This is a genomic window from Aeromicrobium sp. P5_D10 (assembly GCF_054049535.1).
Window position 1 is genome coordinate 322,956 of the sequence record NZ_JBFUME010000001.1, and the last position, 16,235, is coordinate 339,190.

The window sequence follows — 16,235 nt, forward strand, 5'->3', positions numbered from 1 at the left end:
CATGACGACTCGCGTTCTGACCAAGGCGCCGGCCGGTCTGCCACTCATGGTGAAGGCCGCATTGCCGGCCATACCGCTGATCGGCAGCCTGCCGGGCGTCAAACACTCCCGCGGCGCTGCGCCTGATCTGGTGCTGGAACGCAGTGGGATCGCGACCGACCGCGCCCACCTCGACGCGTACAACGAGGTCTGTGGCTTCCCACATGCCGATTTCCTGCCCGCGACATATCCGCACATGGCAGCCTTCGGTCTGCACATGACGATGATGACCGACACCTCCTTCCCATTCGCGCCGATGGGCCTGGTCCATCTGCGCAACACGATCCGCCAATACCGGCGTATCGGTCTCGACGAAAATCTCGACGTCTCCGTGCGAGCATCTGACCTGCGTCCCCATCCGAAGGGGTCACTGATCGACATCGTCACGACCGTCTCCGCAGACGGGGAACTCGTATGGGACGAGGTCATGACCCTGTTCGCTCGTCATTCCGGTGGCTCGGCCGAGACAGTCGCCGCCCCTCTGGCAGGCATCGAGGCACCTGACGGTGTCGTGCACTGGAAGTTGAAAGGCAACCTCGGTCGACGCTACGGCGCGATCTCGGGCGATCGCAATCCGATCCATCTCCACCCGTTGACGGCCAAGGCATTCGGTTTCTCGAGCAATATCGCCCATGGCATGTGGACGCTGGCCCGGAGCCTGGCCGCAGTCCAGAACAAGCTGCCAGAGGTATTTGTCAACCATGCCGAGTTCCGTAAGCCGATCCTGCTGCCGAGCACCGTGATATTCGGCTCGCAGCAGACCGCCGACGGGCTCGTGTTCGGCGTGAAGGGCGCCAAGAAGCCGAGTACACACCTCGTCGGGCAGATTTCGGCCGGTTTGTGACGGCGGCTGCCTCTAAGGTCGCTTCATGGACAAGGCCACACCGAATCTGCCCTCACAATCTTTGAGCAGCACGGCTGACTTCTACACCCAGCTCGGTTTCGCCCAGGAGTACCGCGATGACGACTGGATGATCATGCGTCGCGGCGATCTACTGATCGAGTTCTTCCGTCACCTCGACCTCGATCCGTCGACCAGTTGGTTCAGCTGCTGCCTTCGACTGGATGATGTCGATGCCTTCTATGAGCAGTGTCTTGCCGCCGGGATACCGGAGGCCGCGCGCGGCTTCCCACGCTTGCACCGGCCGGTAGTGGAGGCATCAGGCCTGCGTATCGGGGCGCTGCTAGACCTGGACGGCACGCTGCTGCGGCTGATCGCGAACCCCTAGTTACCCGCACGTAACTTCGGTCGACGGCGCTTCGTTGTGGATACATGACCCGCACCGTTCTCGCTCGGCTCATCGTCGTCGCGACACTGACGCTCGCACTGGTCGGCACCTCACTGTCGTTCACGTCCGCCACCGCAGCAACGCCGAAGTGGAAGCCCCGAGCGCAGCAGTATGCGCACACTGTCACCGAACGTGATGTCCCGATCCCGATGTCGGATGGCACGATCCTGCGCGGGGACGTTGTGCGTCCTGCTGACACGAACGGCAAGGCGATCGACAAACGCTTCCCGGTCATCGTGACGATCACGGCCTACAACAAATCGATCCTGTCGTCTGCCGGAGGCCTGGGCGGTGCCAGCCCGGACTATCTGGTCAAACGCGGCTATGTGCAGCTGACCGTCGACGCCCGGGGCACCGGAAGCTCTGAGGGCATCTGGCAGGCGTTCGGCGCGCGGGAGAACAAAGACGGCGGCGAGATCATGACATGGGCGCACTCGGCGAGTCGCCCGTGGAGCAATGGCAGCACCGGGATGTCCGGACCGTCCTACATGGGCATCAGCCAGCTCTGGGCCGCAGCCGCCCAGCCACCCGGGCTCAAGGCGATCTTCCCTCAGGTACCCGGTGCCGACGTGTATCGCGATGTCGTGGCGTCCGGCGGACAGATCGACGTCGGATTCATCCCGCTGTGGATGGGGCTGGTGACCGCAACCGGCATCATCCCGCCGGCCGTCACCGCAACCAATCCGCAGTCGGGTCTCGCCGCGCTGCTGCAACATCTCGCGGGCGCCGGGACGTTCACGCTTCCACTCCTGGTCAGCGCGCTCGGCGGCGGCGAGCCGGCGTACGACGGCCCGTTCTACGGCGAGCGCTCGCTGATCAACGTGGTCGACAAGGTCAAGGTTCCGGCCTTCTTCGTGTCGGGCGAGTACGACCTGTTCCAGCGCGGCACTCCCCTGCTGTTCGAGAACCTCAACAAGCGCAAGATCCCGACCAAGATGATCGTCGGCCCCTGGGACCACCTGCAGGCCTCGGCCGGAACGGGCCTGGACCGGGCCGGGCACGGAACGCTCGCCGAACTGCAACTTCGCTGGTTCGATCACTACGTCAAGGGCATCAAGGACACCGCTCTCGACAGCGATATCGCCGATCTGACCTACTACCAGCAGGGCACCGGCGCCTGGACCAAGTCACGTAACTGGCTGGGCTCCAACATCCGCGCCACGAGCCTGAAGCTGTCCGGGTCCTCGAGCCCCGGAGGTGCGCCCGGAACCCTCACGACAGGCAAGGCCACGACCGGCACATCGGACGTCCTGCCGATCCCCGTGGCCGGGCTCTGCACCCGTTCCGCGAGCCAGTGGACCGCCGGAATCCTCAACATGGTGATGCCCAGCAACCCGTGCATCACCGACAATGCGCTCAACGACAAGACTGGGATCGTCTTCGAGACCGCTGCCGCAACGAAGGCGATGAGCCTGCAGGGGCCCATCAACGCCCGGCTGTGGACTTCGTCGATCGGCGGCGACGGGATGCTCTCGGTCTCGGTGTCGGATGTGGCACCCGACGGGAAGGTCAGCCGACTGACCGGCGGCTGGCAGGTCATCTCCCACCGCGCATTGGACAAGAAGAAGTCGCGCTACGTCGACGGGAAGATCTTGCAACCGTTCCATCCGTTCACCAAGGCCGCGCAGAAAAAGCTGGTCAACGGCGAAGTGGCACCCATCGACGTGGAGATCTTCCCCACTGCCGCTCAGATCAGGCCGGGGCACAAGCTGCGTCTCGCGGTGCAGGCATTCGACATCCCGCACCTGCTGCCGACGCTGCCCGATCTGCTCGGGACCCTGAGCGTCATGAAGATCCACAACTCTGCCGCGTACCCGTCCGAGCTGACGATCCCCACAGTCAGCACCTTTGCTTCGTCGACGTCCGTGACGTTGCGGCACCACACGACCAAAGTCCGTAAGTCGAATCGGGCGACCATCACGGTCAAAAACGACGGGTTCACCGCCACCGGCAAGGTCGCGGTCTATGTGGGCTCCCGCAAGGTCAGGACCGCGACCTTGAAGAATGGACGCGCAACAGTCGCCCTCCCCACGCAGACTCGTGCCCGCAAGTATCGGGTGACGGTCAAGTACCTCGGCTCACCGAGCGTCAAAGCATCGAGCCGCGCCGTCTCGTGGAGGGTGCGCTAACGCGTCACGGGTCGGATCAGGCCTTCTTGAGCAGCCGAGGCCACCAACGTCCCGTCCTGTGCGAAGACGCGGGCCGTGCTGAGGCCGCGGGCACCCGACGCCGACGGGGAGGTCTGGTCGTACAGGAGCCACTCATCAGCTGCGATCGGACGGTGGATCCAGACCGTGTGGTCGAGCGACGCTGGCTGGATCTTCGGCGATCCGATGTACTGACCGTGCGGCACGAGGCTGACGCCCAGCAGAGACAGATCACTGACGTACGTGAACACCGCATTGTGGATGATCCGCGACTTCGGCAGCGGTCCGGCAGCCTTGAACCAGAGCCGTTGCACGCCGGGGACGAGTTCGCGCTGCGGATCGTCGGCCGCCCGGTTGTCGCCGACATAGCGGATGTCGAATGACGACCACTCCGTGATCCAGTGCTCTGCTGCTTCCTGGCTGATGCCACGTAGGAGTTCGCTCATCGGCATCGACCCCTCGGGCCCCGGCACCTGCGGCATTGTGTCCTGGTGGTCATAGCCCGGCTCATCGACCTGGAACGAGGCGGTCATGTAGAAGATGATCTTCCCGTGCTGGCGGGCTGCCACGCGCCTGGTCGTGAACGATCGGCCGTCGCGGACGCTCTCGACGTCGTAGATGATCGGGATGCTCGGATCGCCGCCCAGCAGGAAGTACACGTGCATCGAGTGCACGTGGCGATCCTCGGGAACCGTCAGCTGCGCGGCCATCAGTGCCTGCGCGGCGACCTGTCCGCCGAAGACTCGTGTGACCTTCGAGTTCTCGGGCTGCGAGCCACGAAACAGCCCCACCTCCAGGGTCTCGAGTTCGAGCAGTCCGACAACTTCTTCAATCGACGAGGGCACAGCCCGATGTTACCGGGGAGGAACCTGTTTGGGGGGCGAGACAGGCACTGCAGACGCCGTGACGTAGGTGACGCGCCGCATCAGTTGCTCGAACGGGCCGCGCCTGCCTGTGCGCCGCATCCAGTCAGCTGACACCACGGTCGTCGCCCACGTTGCCGCTGCCAGCAGGGCCGTCACAGCGACGCTCAACTCGTCGGCCAGGCTGAGCAGGAACGGAGTGAAGACGACGGTCCAGACGACCGACTGGGCCAGGTAGAACGTCATCGATCGCTGACCGGTCGCGGCAATGGCTTCGACGATCCGAGGACGCCGACCACCGAGACGATGGGCCAGCAGGGTGATGAGTGCCGCGTAGCCGAATCCGCCCAGGACACCCGTGGCATCGTGCATCGGTCCAATCAGCTCGAGCGTCGACTGCGACGGCACTCGAGTCACACCTGACAGCATCAGCGCGATCGGCTGGGCCCCCAGCACCGCGGCGAATATCCCGACGACGGCCGTCACCGTCAGCAACCGTCGATACTGTCGGGGACGTTCGAGCGCCCGGCGCCGGCCGAACCACATGCCTACCAGGAACGGGCAGAGGAAGCCGATCGGTCCCAACAGCATGATGAAGGGCACCACCACGATCCGCTCGGTCAGCATCGAGGCCAGATCAGGTGGCAGCATCGAAGGGTCAGGCCCATCCGTCGAGATCGACAAAGAATCGGCTGACGGCATCGCGGTCAGGACGAATATCGCAACCGCGACACCGAGTAGCCAGCGATCGCTCCACCGCAACGCCCATACTCCGAAGAACAGCAGCACTCCGTACGCCCCCAGGATGTCTCCGACGTACAGGAGCATCCCGTGTGTGAAGCCGATCAGCATGAGTGCCGCGCTCCGTCGCCACAGAAGGTGTCGCACCCCCCGCCGTCCGAGGCCCTGCTGTCGACGGACGATCTGGGCCACGCCATAGCCGAACAGCAGCCCGAACATCGGGAACGCCCGTCCGTCGACGAACGTGGCAATGAACCAGATCACGGCATTGTCGACGGCTGAACCGCCCATCGGGAAGCCACCTCGGATGTGCGTCCCGGCCAGAAAATAGTGTGAGTTGGCCAAGGCGATGAACAGCAGCATGACGCCGCGCGCCAGGTCGGGTCCGAGCGCACGCTCACCGAGAGCGAGAGGCCCCGAGGTCTGAGTGGTCACCCGATGAACATAGGCGACCAACCGGATGCTGCCATCAGCCAAAGGTCGAGACCCAACCATGGGCCGAGCGAAGCGAGGCAGGCGCCCGGACGAAGTCCGGCAGCGGTCAGGAACGAAAGCCAAAGGTCGAGACCCAACCATGGGCCGAGCGAAGCGAGGCAGGCGCCCGGACGAAGTCCGGCAGCGGTGAGGAACGAACCGCTGGAGCGGCGAGGAACGAGCCGCGCGCCCTAGCCCTGGTCGTCTTTGCGCTGGCGCGCCAGGAACTGCTCGAACTGGTCGGCCAGCTCATCACCGCTGGGCAGATCGCCGTCATGGGCCAGCAATGACTGGGCGGCACCACGCGTGAAAGCGTCGTACTGCTCCTCGAGCCCACCGAGCAGACCGGCACCGCCTTGCTCCTCGATCTGCTGCTCGATCTCCTTGATCGCCTCACCCTGACGGGCGCGCAGATTGTCGACATCGAGGCTCAGACCGGTTCGATCGACCAGCGCATCGATCAGCGCCAGAGATGCTGTCGGATAGTCGATCTGGGCGAGGTAGTGCGGCACGTGCACGACATACCCTGCTGCGTCATGGCCCCACTGACCCAATCGGTATTCCAACAGGGCCTGCGCAGAGGACGGAACCGTCACCTCGGCGGACCAGATGTTCTGCCGGTCGACGAGCTCTGGGCGGGTGCCGTGAGCCGTGATCATCGGCGGGCGGGTGTGAGGCACACCCATCGGGACGGCGCCGAGACCGATCGTCAAGGGCACGTCATTGTCTTCGACGAACTCGTGTACCTCGTTGATGAAGTACTCCCACTGGAAGTCAGGTTCGGGACCGGACAGCAGGAAGTACGGAACCCCGTTGGCGTCATGCTCCAGCACGATTTGCAGCGTGGGATCTTCGTAATCGGCGTAGTGATTCTCACGGAACGCGATCATGGGGCGACGGGCGCGATAGTCGAACAGTGAGTCGACATCGAACTCCTGGACGACCTCGCCGCTGCCCGACTTCAGCTGGTCGGCGGCCAACCTCGCGGCAGATCCCGCGCCGAGGAAACCGTCGAGGGCATGGATCAGCACCGGACCCGACCCGGTGTGGGCCGGCCGGTCGGCGCCTCGTCGAGGGAGCCTTTGTCGTGATAGCCAGTTCTTCATCTTCATGGTCAACCGCTCACTTGTCCGTGCTATTCCGACTGAGCGCACTGATCGCGTCATCAGCCACCGCATCGGCCGTGAGACCGAGCCGGCCGAGGAGCACATTGCGCTTGGCGTGGTCGAGGAATTCCTGCTCGATGCCGTGAACCCTGATGGGCACCTCGATGTCTGTGTCGCGTACGGCCTGCGTGTACGCCGAGCCGACTCCACCCTGACGACCATTGTCCTCGACGGTGACAACGAGGTCGTAGTCGCCGGCCAACTCGATGAGGGCAGGATCGAAGGGTTTGCTCCACCGGGGGTCGACGACAGTGACGCCGTGACCTGCCGCGCGGATCAGGTCCGCGGCCTCGACAGCGAGGTGGGCGAAGATGCCCACTCCCACGATCAGGACGTTCTTGGCTTCGTCGCGAGATAGGACATCGAATACGCCGACTCGCTCGACCGCGACCAGATCGTCACTCACCGGGCCTTTCGCGAACCGGATGACGGTCGGCGCATCGTCGACGTCGACGGCCTCGCGCAGCAGCTCGCGCAACTGTGATCCGTCGCGGGGTGCCGCAAGTCGCAATCCTGGAACGATTTGCAACAGCGACATGTCCCACATGCCGTTGTGACTCGCACCGTCATCACCCGTGACACCAGCCCGATCGAGCACGAACGTCACACCGCATTTGTGCAGTGCGACGTCGAGCAGCACCTGGTCGAAGGCCCGGTTGATGAACGTCGCATAGACCGCGACGACAGGGTGCAGGCCCCCCATCGCCAGACCGGCCGCACTTGTCACGGCGTGCTGTTCGGCGATACCGACATCGAACACCCGGTCGGGAAATTTGTCGGCGAAGGCGTCGAGACCGACCGGGTACAGCATCGCCGCAGTGATCCCGACGACATCGGGACGTTGATCGGCGATGCGCACGATCTCGTCACGGAATACCGACGTCCAACCGGCGGGGGCGATACTGAGCGCGTCGCCGGTCTCCCGGTCGAATGGACTGGCCTGGTGCATCTGATCGTTCTCATTGGCCACGGCGATGTCGTAGCCCTGTCCCTTGGTCGTCAGGACATGCACCAAGACGGGGCCGCCGAACTTCTTGGCCTGGGTCAGCGCGTGTTCGACCGATGCCAGGTTGTGGCCGTCGACGGGGCCGATGTATTTGAGCCCTAGGTCCTCGAACATGCCCTGCGGCGCGAGCGCGTCCTTGACGCCTTTTTTGATCGCGTGCAGGGCCTCATAGGCCTGCGCACCGCCGAATCGGGCATTGCTGAGTCGTTCCCGGATCGCACTGAGCGTCGGCTCGTACTTGGGATTCGTGCGGATATCGGTCAGCCGGTTGGCCAGGCCGCCCACCGTCGGCGTGTAGGAACGGCCATTGTCGTTGACGATCACGACGAGTCGGCGGTCTTGGTCGGCAGCGATGTTGTTGAGCGCCTCCCAGGCCATGCCACCGGTCAGGCCGCCGTCGCCGATGACCGCGACGACATGATCGTCATTGCCCAGCAGATAGTTGGCCTTGGCCATGCCGTCGGCATAGGACAGGCTCGTGGACGCGTGCGAGTTCTCGACCCAGTCGTGTTCGGATTCGGATTGGCTCGGATAGCCCGACAGACCGCCCTCGGTGCGCAAGGAGCCGAACTGGCCTGCGCGGCCAGTCAACATCTTGTGGACGTACGACTGGTGGCCGGTGTCCCACACGACTCGATCGCGGGGCGATTCGAAGACCCGGTGGATCGCGATACTGAGTTCGACGACCCCGAGATTAGGTCCGAGGTGGCCGCCGTTGGAGGCCACTGAGGTGATCAGCAGTTCCCTCATCTCAGCCGCGAGCTGTGCGAGTTGCTCGTGATCGAGACCTCGCAGATCGGAAGGTCCAGACAACCTGCCCAGGATGCTCATTGCGGGCTCCTTCCCTCCGTTGGCCATAGCGCTCAGTCTATCGGCGTCACCTGAGAGTCGCCCCTCATGGGAGGTCGAACACCGCGATCGTGGTCTGCTCAAAGCTGCCCAGCCACACCTTGTCGCCCACCTGCCGAACACCGGTCGCCTTACCGAAACGGTCGTGCTGACCGGCGATGTCGTGAACCAACGAGCCATCAGGAGCGTAGGCCTGGATGTTGATGAGCTGCTGTGCCTGCGGCTGGAAACGTTCGGGCAACGCCCACACGACCTTGCGGATCCAGGGCGCCTTCGGCAACAGCTTGTCGAGGATCGCGTCGCGCGGCGAGGCGATGGTGACCCAGATATTGCCGTCCTCTCCTGTGGAGATGTTGTCGGGGAAACCTGACAGCACCGGTCCGAACGCCTCGACGGAACCGGCTTTCTCACCAGTCAGCCACAGCCGTCGCAAGGCATATCCAGCCGTCTCCGCGACGACGACAAACGAGTCATCGGCGGCCAGCGCCACCCCGTTGGCGAACGCGAGACCGTCGAGGAGCAGAGTCAGTGTTCCGTCCGGGGTGCGACGGAACAGACGCCCGGTCGGCCGATGCTCGATCAAGTCACCGCGCCAGTGTTCGAAGCCGAACTTCGTCGAGGAGTCGGTGAAGTAGATCGTGCCGTCGGCGGTGACGGCCGCGTTATTGCAGAACTTGAACGGCATGCCCTCGAAGCCGTCTGCCAGGACCTCGACCCTGCAGTCGACTCCCAGACGCAAGAGTCCGCGGCTCGAATCGCACACGATGTAGCCGCCCGCCGGATGATGCTCGATGCCCAGAGGACGCCCGGTCGTATCGGCCATGACGCTCTCGGTGCCCGTGATCGGATCGATCGCGATGAGGCGACCGCCCTCGACGCCGGTGATGACATGTCCGTCATCACGCAGCAGCACGTCCTCGGTGCCATAACCCGACGTGTTGTAGACCCTCAGATTGCGCGGAGCCGAGGGTGTGCCGATCGGCGCAGCGGCGGGCGGTCTCCAGCGGGCAGGGTCCAACGAGGGCTTGGTCATGCTGCGGACTTTAGTCCGAAGCACCGGCCTGTCGATAGCGTCCGCGCAGGTGAATCATCGCGTCGGCATCACCTACCTCGATGTGCTCGATAGATCCTTCGACCAGTAGTCCCCACCCAGCGTGCCGGGGTTCGAGCGCACTGCGCCGAACACCGATCCATCCTGCGGTGTCAGTCAGGACCGGACCCCAGGGGCTTTCCTCCCAAGCACCGAGCGTGAACGGACCACCCGGTGCGGGAGCCGTTCCGGCGAATACATCGGCCAAGAATCGATGTCCGACGCCCAGCACGTTGACGACCCAGGTCTGCGGCTCGGCAGTCCAGAAGTCGGAGTCCTCGTCGATCAGACCGAGTACCTGGCCGGGCTCTCCGTCGGCCACCAGTACCGAGGAAACCGTCAGGCCGCTGCGTTCCGCCCCGACCCCGCTCGTCCACACCGTCACCGGCGCGGGAAGACGGCCACGCAGTCGGCGCAGCGGATCGCGCTGCCCCTCTGGTGGGACGAACGGGTGGTCGGAGTGGATGGTCACACTTCGGAGACTAGTTCGTCACGGCAGGTAGGCGGCCCGGACCATGGTCTCCACGGGTTCGCTGCCAGTCAACGAGGTCGTGATCTCAACCCGGTCTGCCTGCCCGACACCGTCATGGCGGCCTCCGACGAACTGCAGTCCGACCTCGCCTGGGCGCATCGAGGTCGTGATCCAGGAGCCCGAGACCAACTTCGCCGGCTTGACCTTCCACGTCCAGGTCGCCACGACCTGCTCCCCGGCGTATGCCTTGACCGCAACGCGGGAGACCGCGTTGACATCACTGAACTTGAACATCAACCTCAGCACCTGCAAGCCCTTGACGCCAAATGTCACGCCGTCGCCCGTCGACATGCGAAGTGTTGTAGCGCTCTTGCCCCGGGCCACGATGCTGGCCGCGCCCGCGGCTTCGATCTCGTCGGGCTTGAGGTAGACGAAGTCACGCGCCCGGGACAGCGGCACCGCAACCCGCCGGGCAGGCCGAGAGGTGGCTTCACGAACCCGCTGCGATGGGGCCGGGTCCCGTGAAGCGACGATCAGCGACCAGGCATTGGCCAGCGGCTCGACGTGATGCGCGATGAGGCCGGCACCGTCGAGCATCGCTTTGAGGCGTGCGACATCGAACACCGACACATGGCCCCAAGCACCTTCGATCCGACCGAACATAGGAACCGAGAACAACAGGTCCGCGCCCTCGGGAAGCGCCTCGGCGAGTGTCTTGAGTGCGAGCTCGGCGTCGGGAACGTGCTCGAGCACCTCGCAGCAGATCACGAACGTGGCACCCGTGGCCTCGATGTCGGCGCGCTTCAGGTTGTACAGATCTCCGACCGAGAGCTGGAGCGTGTCGGGGGCCAGCCCGTTGACATGAAAGAGATCCGTCGCAGTCGGGACGTAGCGATCGACGATGTCGATCCCGTGATAGCGGGCGACGCCGCGGTCTTTGATCAGTTGCGCCGCGAGTAGACCTCGTCCGAACCCCACGTCGAAGACAGTCTCACCAGGTCGGGCGAAGTCGAGTGTGCGCCGGAAACGCAGCCGGTTCTTCCGGTTCTCGGGAACCAGCTCCTGACCGCTCGAGAGCGTGTAGACGAGCTCCCCGAGTGTCTCTTCTGCGTAGTTGTGCCAAGCCGCCGTCTCGTGTCCGAATATGCGGTCGGCACCTCGCCTGCTCATACGCTCGTATGCATCGAGCAACAGCCAGCCCGCACGGACCGCGGAAGTCTCGGTCGGGTCGGTTCCCTCTGTCTCGAAGGGCTGATCTGCCACGGGGTGGTCTGCCACCGCCCTGACGAGTCGACCCGGAATCCCCTCAGGTCCGATGGGTTTGGGAGCACTCGCGCCGTTGGTCGCCGGGGAAGACTGAGACCTTCGTACGACTCGCGAAAGGCGACGGCGCAGGACTTCAGTCATAGGTGTGGTCATTTGGTCGATTCTATTGTGACCAGATGTCAGACTGCCACCTCTTGACTTAGTTCAAGACTCGTATTAAACAGGGATGATGGTAGCGGACCTCGTACTCGGCATCGACTCGTCGACCCAATCGACGAAGGCGGTCCTCGTCGAGGCCGCCACGGGCGAGGTCGTGGCACAGCAATCAGCAGCCCACCCGCCTGGCACGTCGGTCGACCCGCGCGCCTGGCTCGACGCCTTCGACCGCGCGACCGACGGTCTACTCCCCCGAGCCGACGCCGTCTCCGTCGGAGGGCAGCAGCACGGAATGGTCGCGTTGGACGCCGCCGGCGGGCCGGTCTTCGATGCGATCTTGTGGAACGACACCCGCTCGAGTCGTCAAGCGCTCGACCTGATCAACGAACTGGGCGGTCCCCAAGCCTGCGCCGACACGGTCGGCAGCGTCCTCGTGGCGTCCTTCACGTCAACCAAACTGCGCTGGCTGCGCGAGAACGAACCCGAAGCCGCCCGTCGTACGCACGAAGTCCTCCTTCCCCATGACTACCTCTCGCGACACCTGACCGGCGAGTCGTTCACCGATCGCGGCGATGCGTCTGGCACCGGATATTTCAGCACCGTAACCGGCACATGGCGCACTGATCTGGCCGAGTCGGCGATCGGTCACCCAGTCTCCCTGCCACGAATCGCGAACCCGGCCGAGGTCGCGGCCCACACATCGACGGGCGTGCCTGTCGCCGCAGGAACAGGTGACAATATGGCCGCCGCGTTGGCGCTCGACCTGCAACCGGGCGATGTCGCTGTGTCGATCGGCACCTCCGGAGTCGCGTCGGCGATCAGCTCCACACGCATCGCCGACGGCTCCGGTAGCGTCACGGGCTTCGCGGACGCCACTGGTCGATTCCTGCCCATGGCCACAACAATGAATGCGGCACGCATCCTCGACCTGCAGTGCGCCTTGCTGGGGGTCGACCATGAGGAACTGGCGCGACTCGCACTGGCCGCGCCGCCCGGTGCCCACGGTCTCACTCTCCTGCCGTACTACGACGGTGAGCGCACCCCGAATCGGCCCGACGCCAGCGGGACGTGGGCCGGATTGACCTCGTCCACGACGCGCGAGGACCTGGCGCGGGCCGCCTTCGAAGCACTGCTGTGCTCTTTGGCCGATGCCGTCGACCAGCTGACCGCCGTGACCCATGACCCTCCTCGGCGGATTCTGCTGATCGGGGGCGCTGCGGCCAATCCGGCCATCAAAGCCCTTGCTCCGGCAATTCTGGGCACCCCTGTCACGGTTCCCTCGCCGGGCGAGTACGTCGCGCTGGGCGCGGCCCGACAAGCGGCCTGGGCGCTGTCCGGGGCCGCTGTTCCTCCGACCTGGACGTCGGTGTCGTCCGAGACACACACCGCCGAGCCCACCCCTCTGGTGCGTGAGGCCTACGCACTCCTGCGCCAACGCACATCCGCCTGGACCTGACACCCCACCTCAACAGATTGGCCCGATCATGACCGCATTCACCCCGACACCGGCCGACAAGTTCTCCTTCGGCCTCTGGACCGTCGCCTACCCCGGACGCGATCCTTTCGGTGAGCCGACCCGCGCCGACATGGACCCCATCTACGCGCTGGAGAAGCTCGCGAGCCTCGGCGCGTACGGCGTCAACTTCCACGACGACGACCTGATCCCGTTCGGCTCCGACGATGCCGCCCGCGACGCGATCATCGACCGGTGGAAGAAGGGCCTCGCCGACACAGGCCTGGCCGTGACAACTGCGACGACCAACCTGTTCACCCACCCCATGTTCAAGGACGGCGGTTTCACGTCCAATGACCGCGACGTCCGTCGGTTCGCGATCCGAAAGGTCATGCGCAATATCGATCTCGCCGCCGAACTCGGTGCCAAGGTCTACGTCGCTTGGGGCGGACGCGAAGGCGCCGAGTCCGGTGCCGCCAAGGACGTCGCTGCGGCGCTCGACCGCTACCGCGAGGCATTCAACGTCCTCGGCGAATTCGTGACCGACAAGGGCTACGACATCAAGTTCGCGATCGAGCCCAAGCCCAACGAGCCGCGCGGTGACATCCTGCTGCCGACGATCGGCCATGCGCTGGCGTTCATCGAGACGCTCGACCGTTCCGAGCTGGTCGGCGTCAACCCCGAGATCGGCCACGAGGAGATGGCCGGACTCAATGCCGCGCACGGCTACGCCCAGGCGATGTGGCAGGGCAAGCTGTTCCACATCGACCTCAACGGGCAGAGCGGTCCCCGCTACGACCAGGACTTCCGGTTCGGCGCCGGGAATGCGCGCGGCGCATTCTGGGTCGTCGACACGCTCCTGCAGGGTGGCTACGACGGACCCGTGCACTTCGACTTCAAGACGCCGCGCACCGAGGACGACAACGGTGTCTGGGTCGCCGCCGAGGCGTGCATGACCAACTACCTGATCCTGCGCGACAAGGCACTCGCCTTCCGGGCCGACCCCGACGTCCGGGAGGCTCTCGAGGCGGCCAAGCTGCCCGAGCTCTCGGTGCCGACCCTCGCCGAGGGCGAAGGCTGGGCCGAGCTCGCAGAGGCGCCGCTGGCCGCTCCCGAGGTGATGGCCGCTCGTGGCGCAGGCTTCGAGCTGCTCGATCAACTCGCGCTCGAGCACCTGTACGGGGTGCGCTGAGCGTGGCGGTGACCGGCGCTCCCACGGCGACCGAGCACATTCGGAGGCAGAACACCGGTCTTGTGCTGCGCTCGTTGCGCTCCGATGGCCCGGCCACTCGTACCGAACTGTCCCGCCGCACAGGTCTGGCCAAAGCCACGATCGGCACGATCGTGGCTGAACTGGAAACTGGCGGGGCAGTCTCCGAGGACGGGACCGTGGTGAACGGCCGAGGCCGCCCAGGACGCCCGGTCACACTGACCGGGGAACGTATCGTCGGCCTAGGGCTCGAAGTCAACGTCGACTATGTCGCCGCTGTGGCGGTCGACCTGTCCGGCCGTGTGCAGGGCGTCGAGACCCGACCGGTCACCTCCGGCGAACAGCTCATCGCGTTCGCCACGGACGTTCGCGCGTCCTTGCTCGCAGAGGATCTCACTGTGGTGCGAGCCGCTGTCGCCGTTCCCGGGCTGGTCGAGAGCGACAACCGTGTGGTCGCCTGGGCGCCCAATCTCGGCTGGGACTCGCGGCCACTCGCCGACGAGCTGGAGGCGGCTTTCGACGGCGAATGCCCGACCACGATCGACAACGACGCCAACTGCGCTGCGTTGGCGGAGTCATCTCACGGCATCGCGACCGATATCGACGACTTCCTCTATCTCACCGGAACGATCGGCATCGGCGCCGGGATCGTGCAGAACCGCGCATTGCTGCGCGGCGGCGCAGGATTTGCCGGCGAGGTCGGGCACATGCCGATCGGCAATCCCGGCTCCACGTGCGGTTGTGGACGACTCGGCTGCTGGGAAGCATCCGTCGGTCTGCGCGCAATGCTGGAACTCGTGGGGATGAAGGAAGAATCCACACCCTTGCAGACAGCGCAGGCAGTCGCCGACCGGGCACACGAAGACGCCACCGTCCGCGCTGCGCTGGCCCGACTTGGAGCCGACCTCGGCACAGGTATCGCGACCTTGGCAGCGGTGCTCGACCCTGCTGCGATCGTGCTGGGCGGCTACTTCGTGCCATTGGGTGAGTTCATTGTTCCGGCTGCACAGGAGGTGTTGGCGGCGAGAATGCCGTCCGCCGAGCTCCACCTGCCGGAGATCCGGCTCAGCTCTCTTGGTATCCACGCCGCAGCTCTCGGCGCAGCTGAGCATGCCCTCTCCGAGGTCTTCACCGGAGCGCTTGCGCTGTAGGTAGGTGTCTCGAGTGCGCCAGCCCGCCACAGGTGCGCGTGCAGTCGGCCAGGCCTCTATGGTGATCGGGTGATGTGGGACAAGGCACCGAAAGCACCTAACTCCGCTGCGCCTTTCGGGCCACCCTCAAGATTATCGCCGCAGGGTTGCTGTTGGCCAATCACCGAGCTTGGTGGGCATAGGCGTTCGTCATGGCTGTCATAGCGCTAGGCGTCAGAGACATGTTGCAGTGGATTCGCGAAGAACGCGCCTATCGCGCTTGGGTGGCGTGGGACGAGGCTGGCGGGCCGGATGCCTCCCCCGAAATCCGCACCAAGTAGCCGAGCCTGCCGACGCTCATCCTCAGATTTACCTGCGGGCGTGCCGGTGGGCCGCCGGACCTGGGGTGTCAGGCGGCTGGCCGGTGGCCGGTTTGTCGTCGCCTGCGGCGGCGTAGCAGTTTGCCCTGGTTATTGGTGAACACGAACCCATCAACCGCGTTACCGGTGATGTTCAAGAACCCCCGATGCAACAAATGATGGCACCGGGTACACAACCCGATCAGCAGATCCAGATCAGTCGAACCGCCCCGGGACCAGAACACCGTGTGATGAATCTCCAGATGCGTGTGACTGCAACCAGGTGCCGCACACACCCCCTGTTGACGCGCCAGCACAGCACGACGCTGCCTGATGTTCGGTTCGTACTTGGTACGTCCCACATTCAACACCTGCGCCTGCCGGTCGCCGTCCTTCATCACAAACGCCGTCAGATCAGACACACACAACAAATACATCAGCAGATTTGGGCCAATAGCCCCATGCCCAGCCAACTTCGCTGGCTCTGTCGGAGGCATCCGATCCGGCGCCACCCACGGATTCTCC

The 16,235-nt window shown here is 64.9% G+C and carries 14 protein-coding genes; 6 read left to right on the forward strand and 8 right to left on the reverse strand.

Annotation, left to right across the window (positions count from 1 at the left end; genetic code table 11):
• The first annotated feature begins 1 nt into the window (after position 1).
• From ACXJKC_RS01630 to ACXJKC_RS01640, 3 genes are read left to right on the forward strand one after another with little or no spacing between them, the layout of a single operon-like run.
• On the forward strand, positions 2-883 hold the full coding sequence (locus ACXJKC_RS01630) for a MaoC family dehydratase (RefSeq protein WP_456694921.1): 882 nt from the start codon (positions 2-4) through the stop codon (positions 881-883).
• Positions 884-908: 25 nt separating this feature from the next.
• Positions 909-1,268, forward strand: coding sequence for a bleomycin resistance protein (locus ACXJKC_RS01635; protein WP_456694922.1), 360 nt, complete (start codon positions 909-911; stop codon positions 1,266-1,268).
• A gap of 44 nt (positions 1,269-1,312) precedes the next feature.
• On the forward strand, positions 1,313-3,457 hold the full coding sequence (locus tag ACXJKC_RS01640) for a CocE/NonD family hydrolase (protein WP_456694923.1): 2,145 nt from the start codon (positions 1,313-1,315) through the stop codon (positions 3,455-3,457).
• On the opposite strand, the gene ACXJKC_RS01645 is transcribed toward ACXJKC_RS01640, so the two are convergent.
• The 7 genes from ACXJKC_RS01645 to ACXJKC_RS01675 form a co-directional block, all read right to left on the reverse strand.
• Positions 3,454-4,320 (reverse strand): acyl-CoA thioesterase, encoded by an 867-nt coding sequence (locus ACXJKC_RS01645; RefSeq protein ID WP_456694924.1) that lies wholly within the window; start codon positions 4,318-4,320, stop codon positions 3,454-3,456. The two genes, ACXJKC_RS01640 and ACXJKC_RS01645, sit on opposite strands and share 4 nt — an antisense overlap.
• 9 nt (positions 4,321-4,329) lie before the next feature.
• Positions 4,330-5,514 carry a DUF418 domain-containing protein gene (locus ACXJKC_RS01650; protein WP_456694925.1) on the reverse strand — a complete coding sequence of 395 codons (1,185 nt, stop codon included), beginning with the start codon at positions 5,512-5,514 and terminating at the stop codon, positions 4,330-4,332.
• A gap of 230 nt (positions 5,515-5,744) precedes the next feature.
• The gene (locus ACXJKC_RS01655; protein WP_456694926.1) at positions 5,745-6,665 is read right to left on the reverse strand and encodes a proteasome assembly chaperone family protein; all 921 of its coding nucleotides are present in this window, start codon (positions 6,663-6,665) and stop codon (positions 5,745-5,747) included.
• Between the two features lie 10 nt (positions 6,666-6,675).
• Entirely contained in the window at positions 6,676-8,556 is a 1,881-nt protein-coding gene (gene dxs / locus ACXJKC_RS01660) for a 1-deoxy-D-xylulose-5-phosphate synthase (protein ID WP_456694927.1), read from the reverse strand.
• Between the two features lie 64 nt (positions 8,557-8,620).
• Positions 8,621-9,607 carry an SMP-30/gluconolactonase/LRE family protein gene (locus tag ACXJKC_RS01665; protein ID WP_456694928.1) on the reverse strand — a complete coding sequence of 329 codons (987 nt, stop codon included), beginning with the start codon at positions 9,605-9,607 and terminating at the stop codon, positions 8,621-8,623.
• Between the two features lie 10 nt (positions 9,608-9,617).
• Positions 9,618-10,136: a flavin reductase family protein gene (locus tag ACXJKC_RS01670; RefSeq protein ID WP_456694929.1), complete on the reverse strand. Its 519-nt coding sequence runs from the start codon at positions 10,134-10,136 to the stop codon at positions 9,618-9,620.
• Between the two features lie 18 nt (positions 10,137-10,154).
• Entirely contained in the window at positions 10,155-11,399 is a 1,245-nt protein-coding gene (locus ACXJKC_RS01675; RefSeq protein ID WP_456694930.1) for a class I SAM-dependent methyltransferase, read from the reverse strand.
• A gap of 229 nt (positions 11,400-11,628) precedes the next feature.
• On the opposite strand from ACXJKC_RS01675, the gene xylB reads away from it, so the two are divergent.
• Genes xylB through ACXJKC_RS01690 form a run of 3 tightly spaced genes read left to right on the forward strand, consistent with a single transcriptional unit; the run spans position 11,629 to position 15,372 of the window.
• Positions 11,629-13,014 carry a xylulokinase gene (xylB, locus tag ACXJKC_RS01680; protein ID WP_456694931.1) on the forward strand — a complete coding sequence of 462 codons (1,386 nt, stop codon included), beginning with the start codon at positions 11,629-11,631 and terminating at the stop codon, positions 13,012-13,014.
• Positions 13,015-13,042: 28 nt separating this feature from the next.
• On the forward strand, positions 13,043-14,203 hold the full coding sequence (gene xylA, locus ACXJKC_RS01685) for a xylose isomerase (protein WP_456694932.1): 1,161 nt from the start codon (positions 13,043-13,045) through the stop codon (positions 14,201-14,203).
• 8 nt (positions 14,204-14,211) lie between these two features.
• A complete protein-coding gene (locus ACXJKC_RS01690; protein WP_456694933.1) occupies positions 14,212-15,372 on the forward strand; it encodes an ROK family protein in 1,161 nt (386 codons plus the stop codon).
• A gap of 388 nt (positions 15,373-15,760) precedes the next feature.
• Here the strand turns inward: ACXJKC_RS01690 and ACXJKC_RS01695 are convergent.
• Positions 15,761-16,235 (reverse strand): HNH endonuclease (locus ACXJKC_RS01695; RefSeq protein ID WP_456694934.1); only part of this gene is annotated, 475 nt, incomplete at its 5' end.

Bases quoted from the DNA above. Each gene is read 5' to 3' on its own strand.
- ACXJKC_RS01630 (WP_456694921.1), top strand. From the start codon at position 2: ATGACGACTCGCGTTCTGACCAAGGCGCCGGCCGGTCTGCCACTCATG.
- ACXJKC_RS01635 (WP_456694922.1), top strand. From the start codon at position 909: ATGGACAAGGCCACACCGAATCTGCCCTCACAATCTTTGAGCAGCACG.
- ACXJKC_RS01640 (WP_456694923.1), top strand. From the start codon at position 1,313: ATGACCCGCACCGTTCTCGCTCGGCTCATCGTCGTCGCGACACTGACG.
- ACXJKC_RS01655 (WP_456694926.1), bottom strand. From the start codon at position 6,665: ATGAAGATGAAGAACTGGCTATCACGACAAAGGCTCCCTCGACGAGGC.
- dxs (WP_456694927.1), bottom strand. From the start codon at position 8,556: ATGAGCATCCTGGGCAGGTTGTCTGGACCTTCCGATCTGCGAGGTCTC.
- ACXJKC_RS01665 (WP_456694928.1), bottom strand. From the start codon at position 9,607: ATGACCAAGCCCTCGTTGGACCCTGCCCGCTGGAGACCGCCCGCCGCT.
- xylB (WP_456694931.1), top strand. From the start codon at position 11,629: ATGATGGTAGCGGACCTCGTACTCGGCATCGACTCGTCGACCCAATCG.
- xylA (WP_456694932.1), top strand. From the start codon at position 13,043: ATGACCGCATTCACCCCGACACCGGCCGACAAGTTCTCCTTCGGCCTC.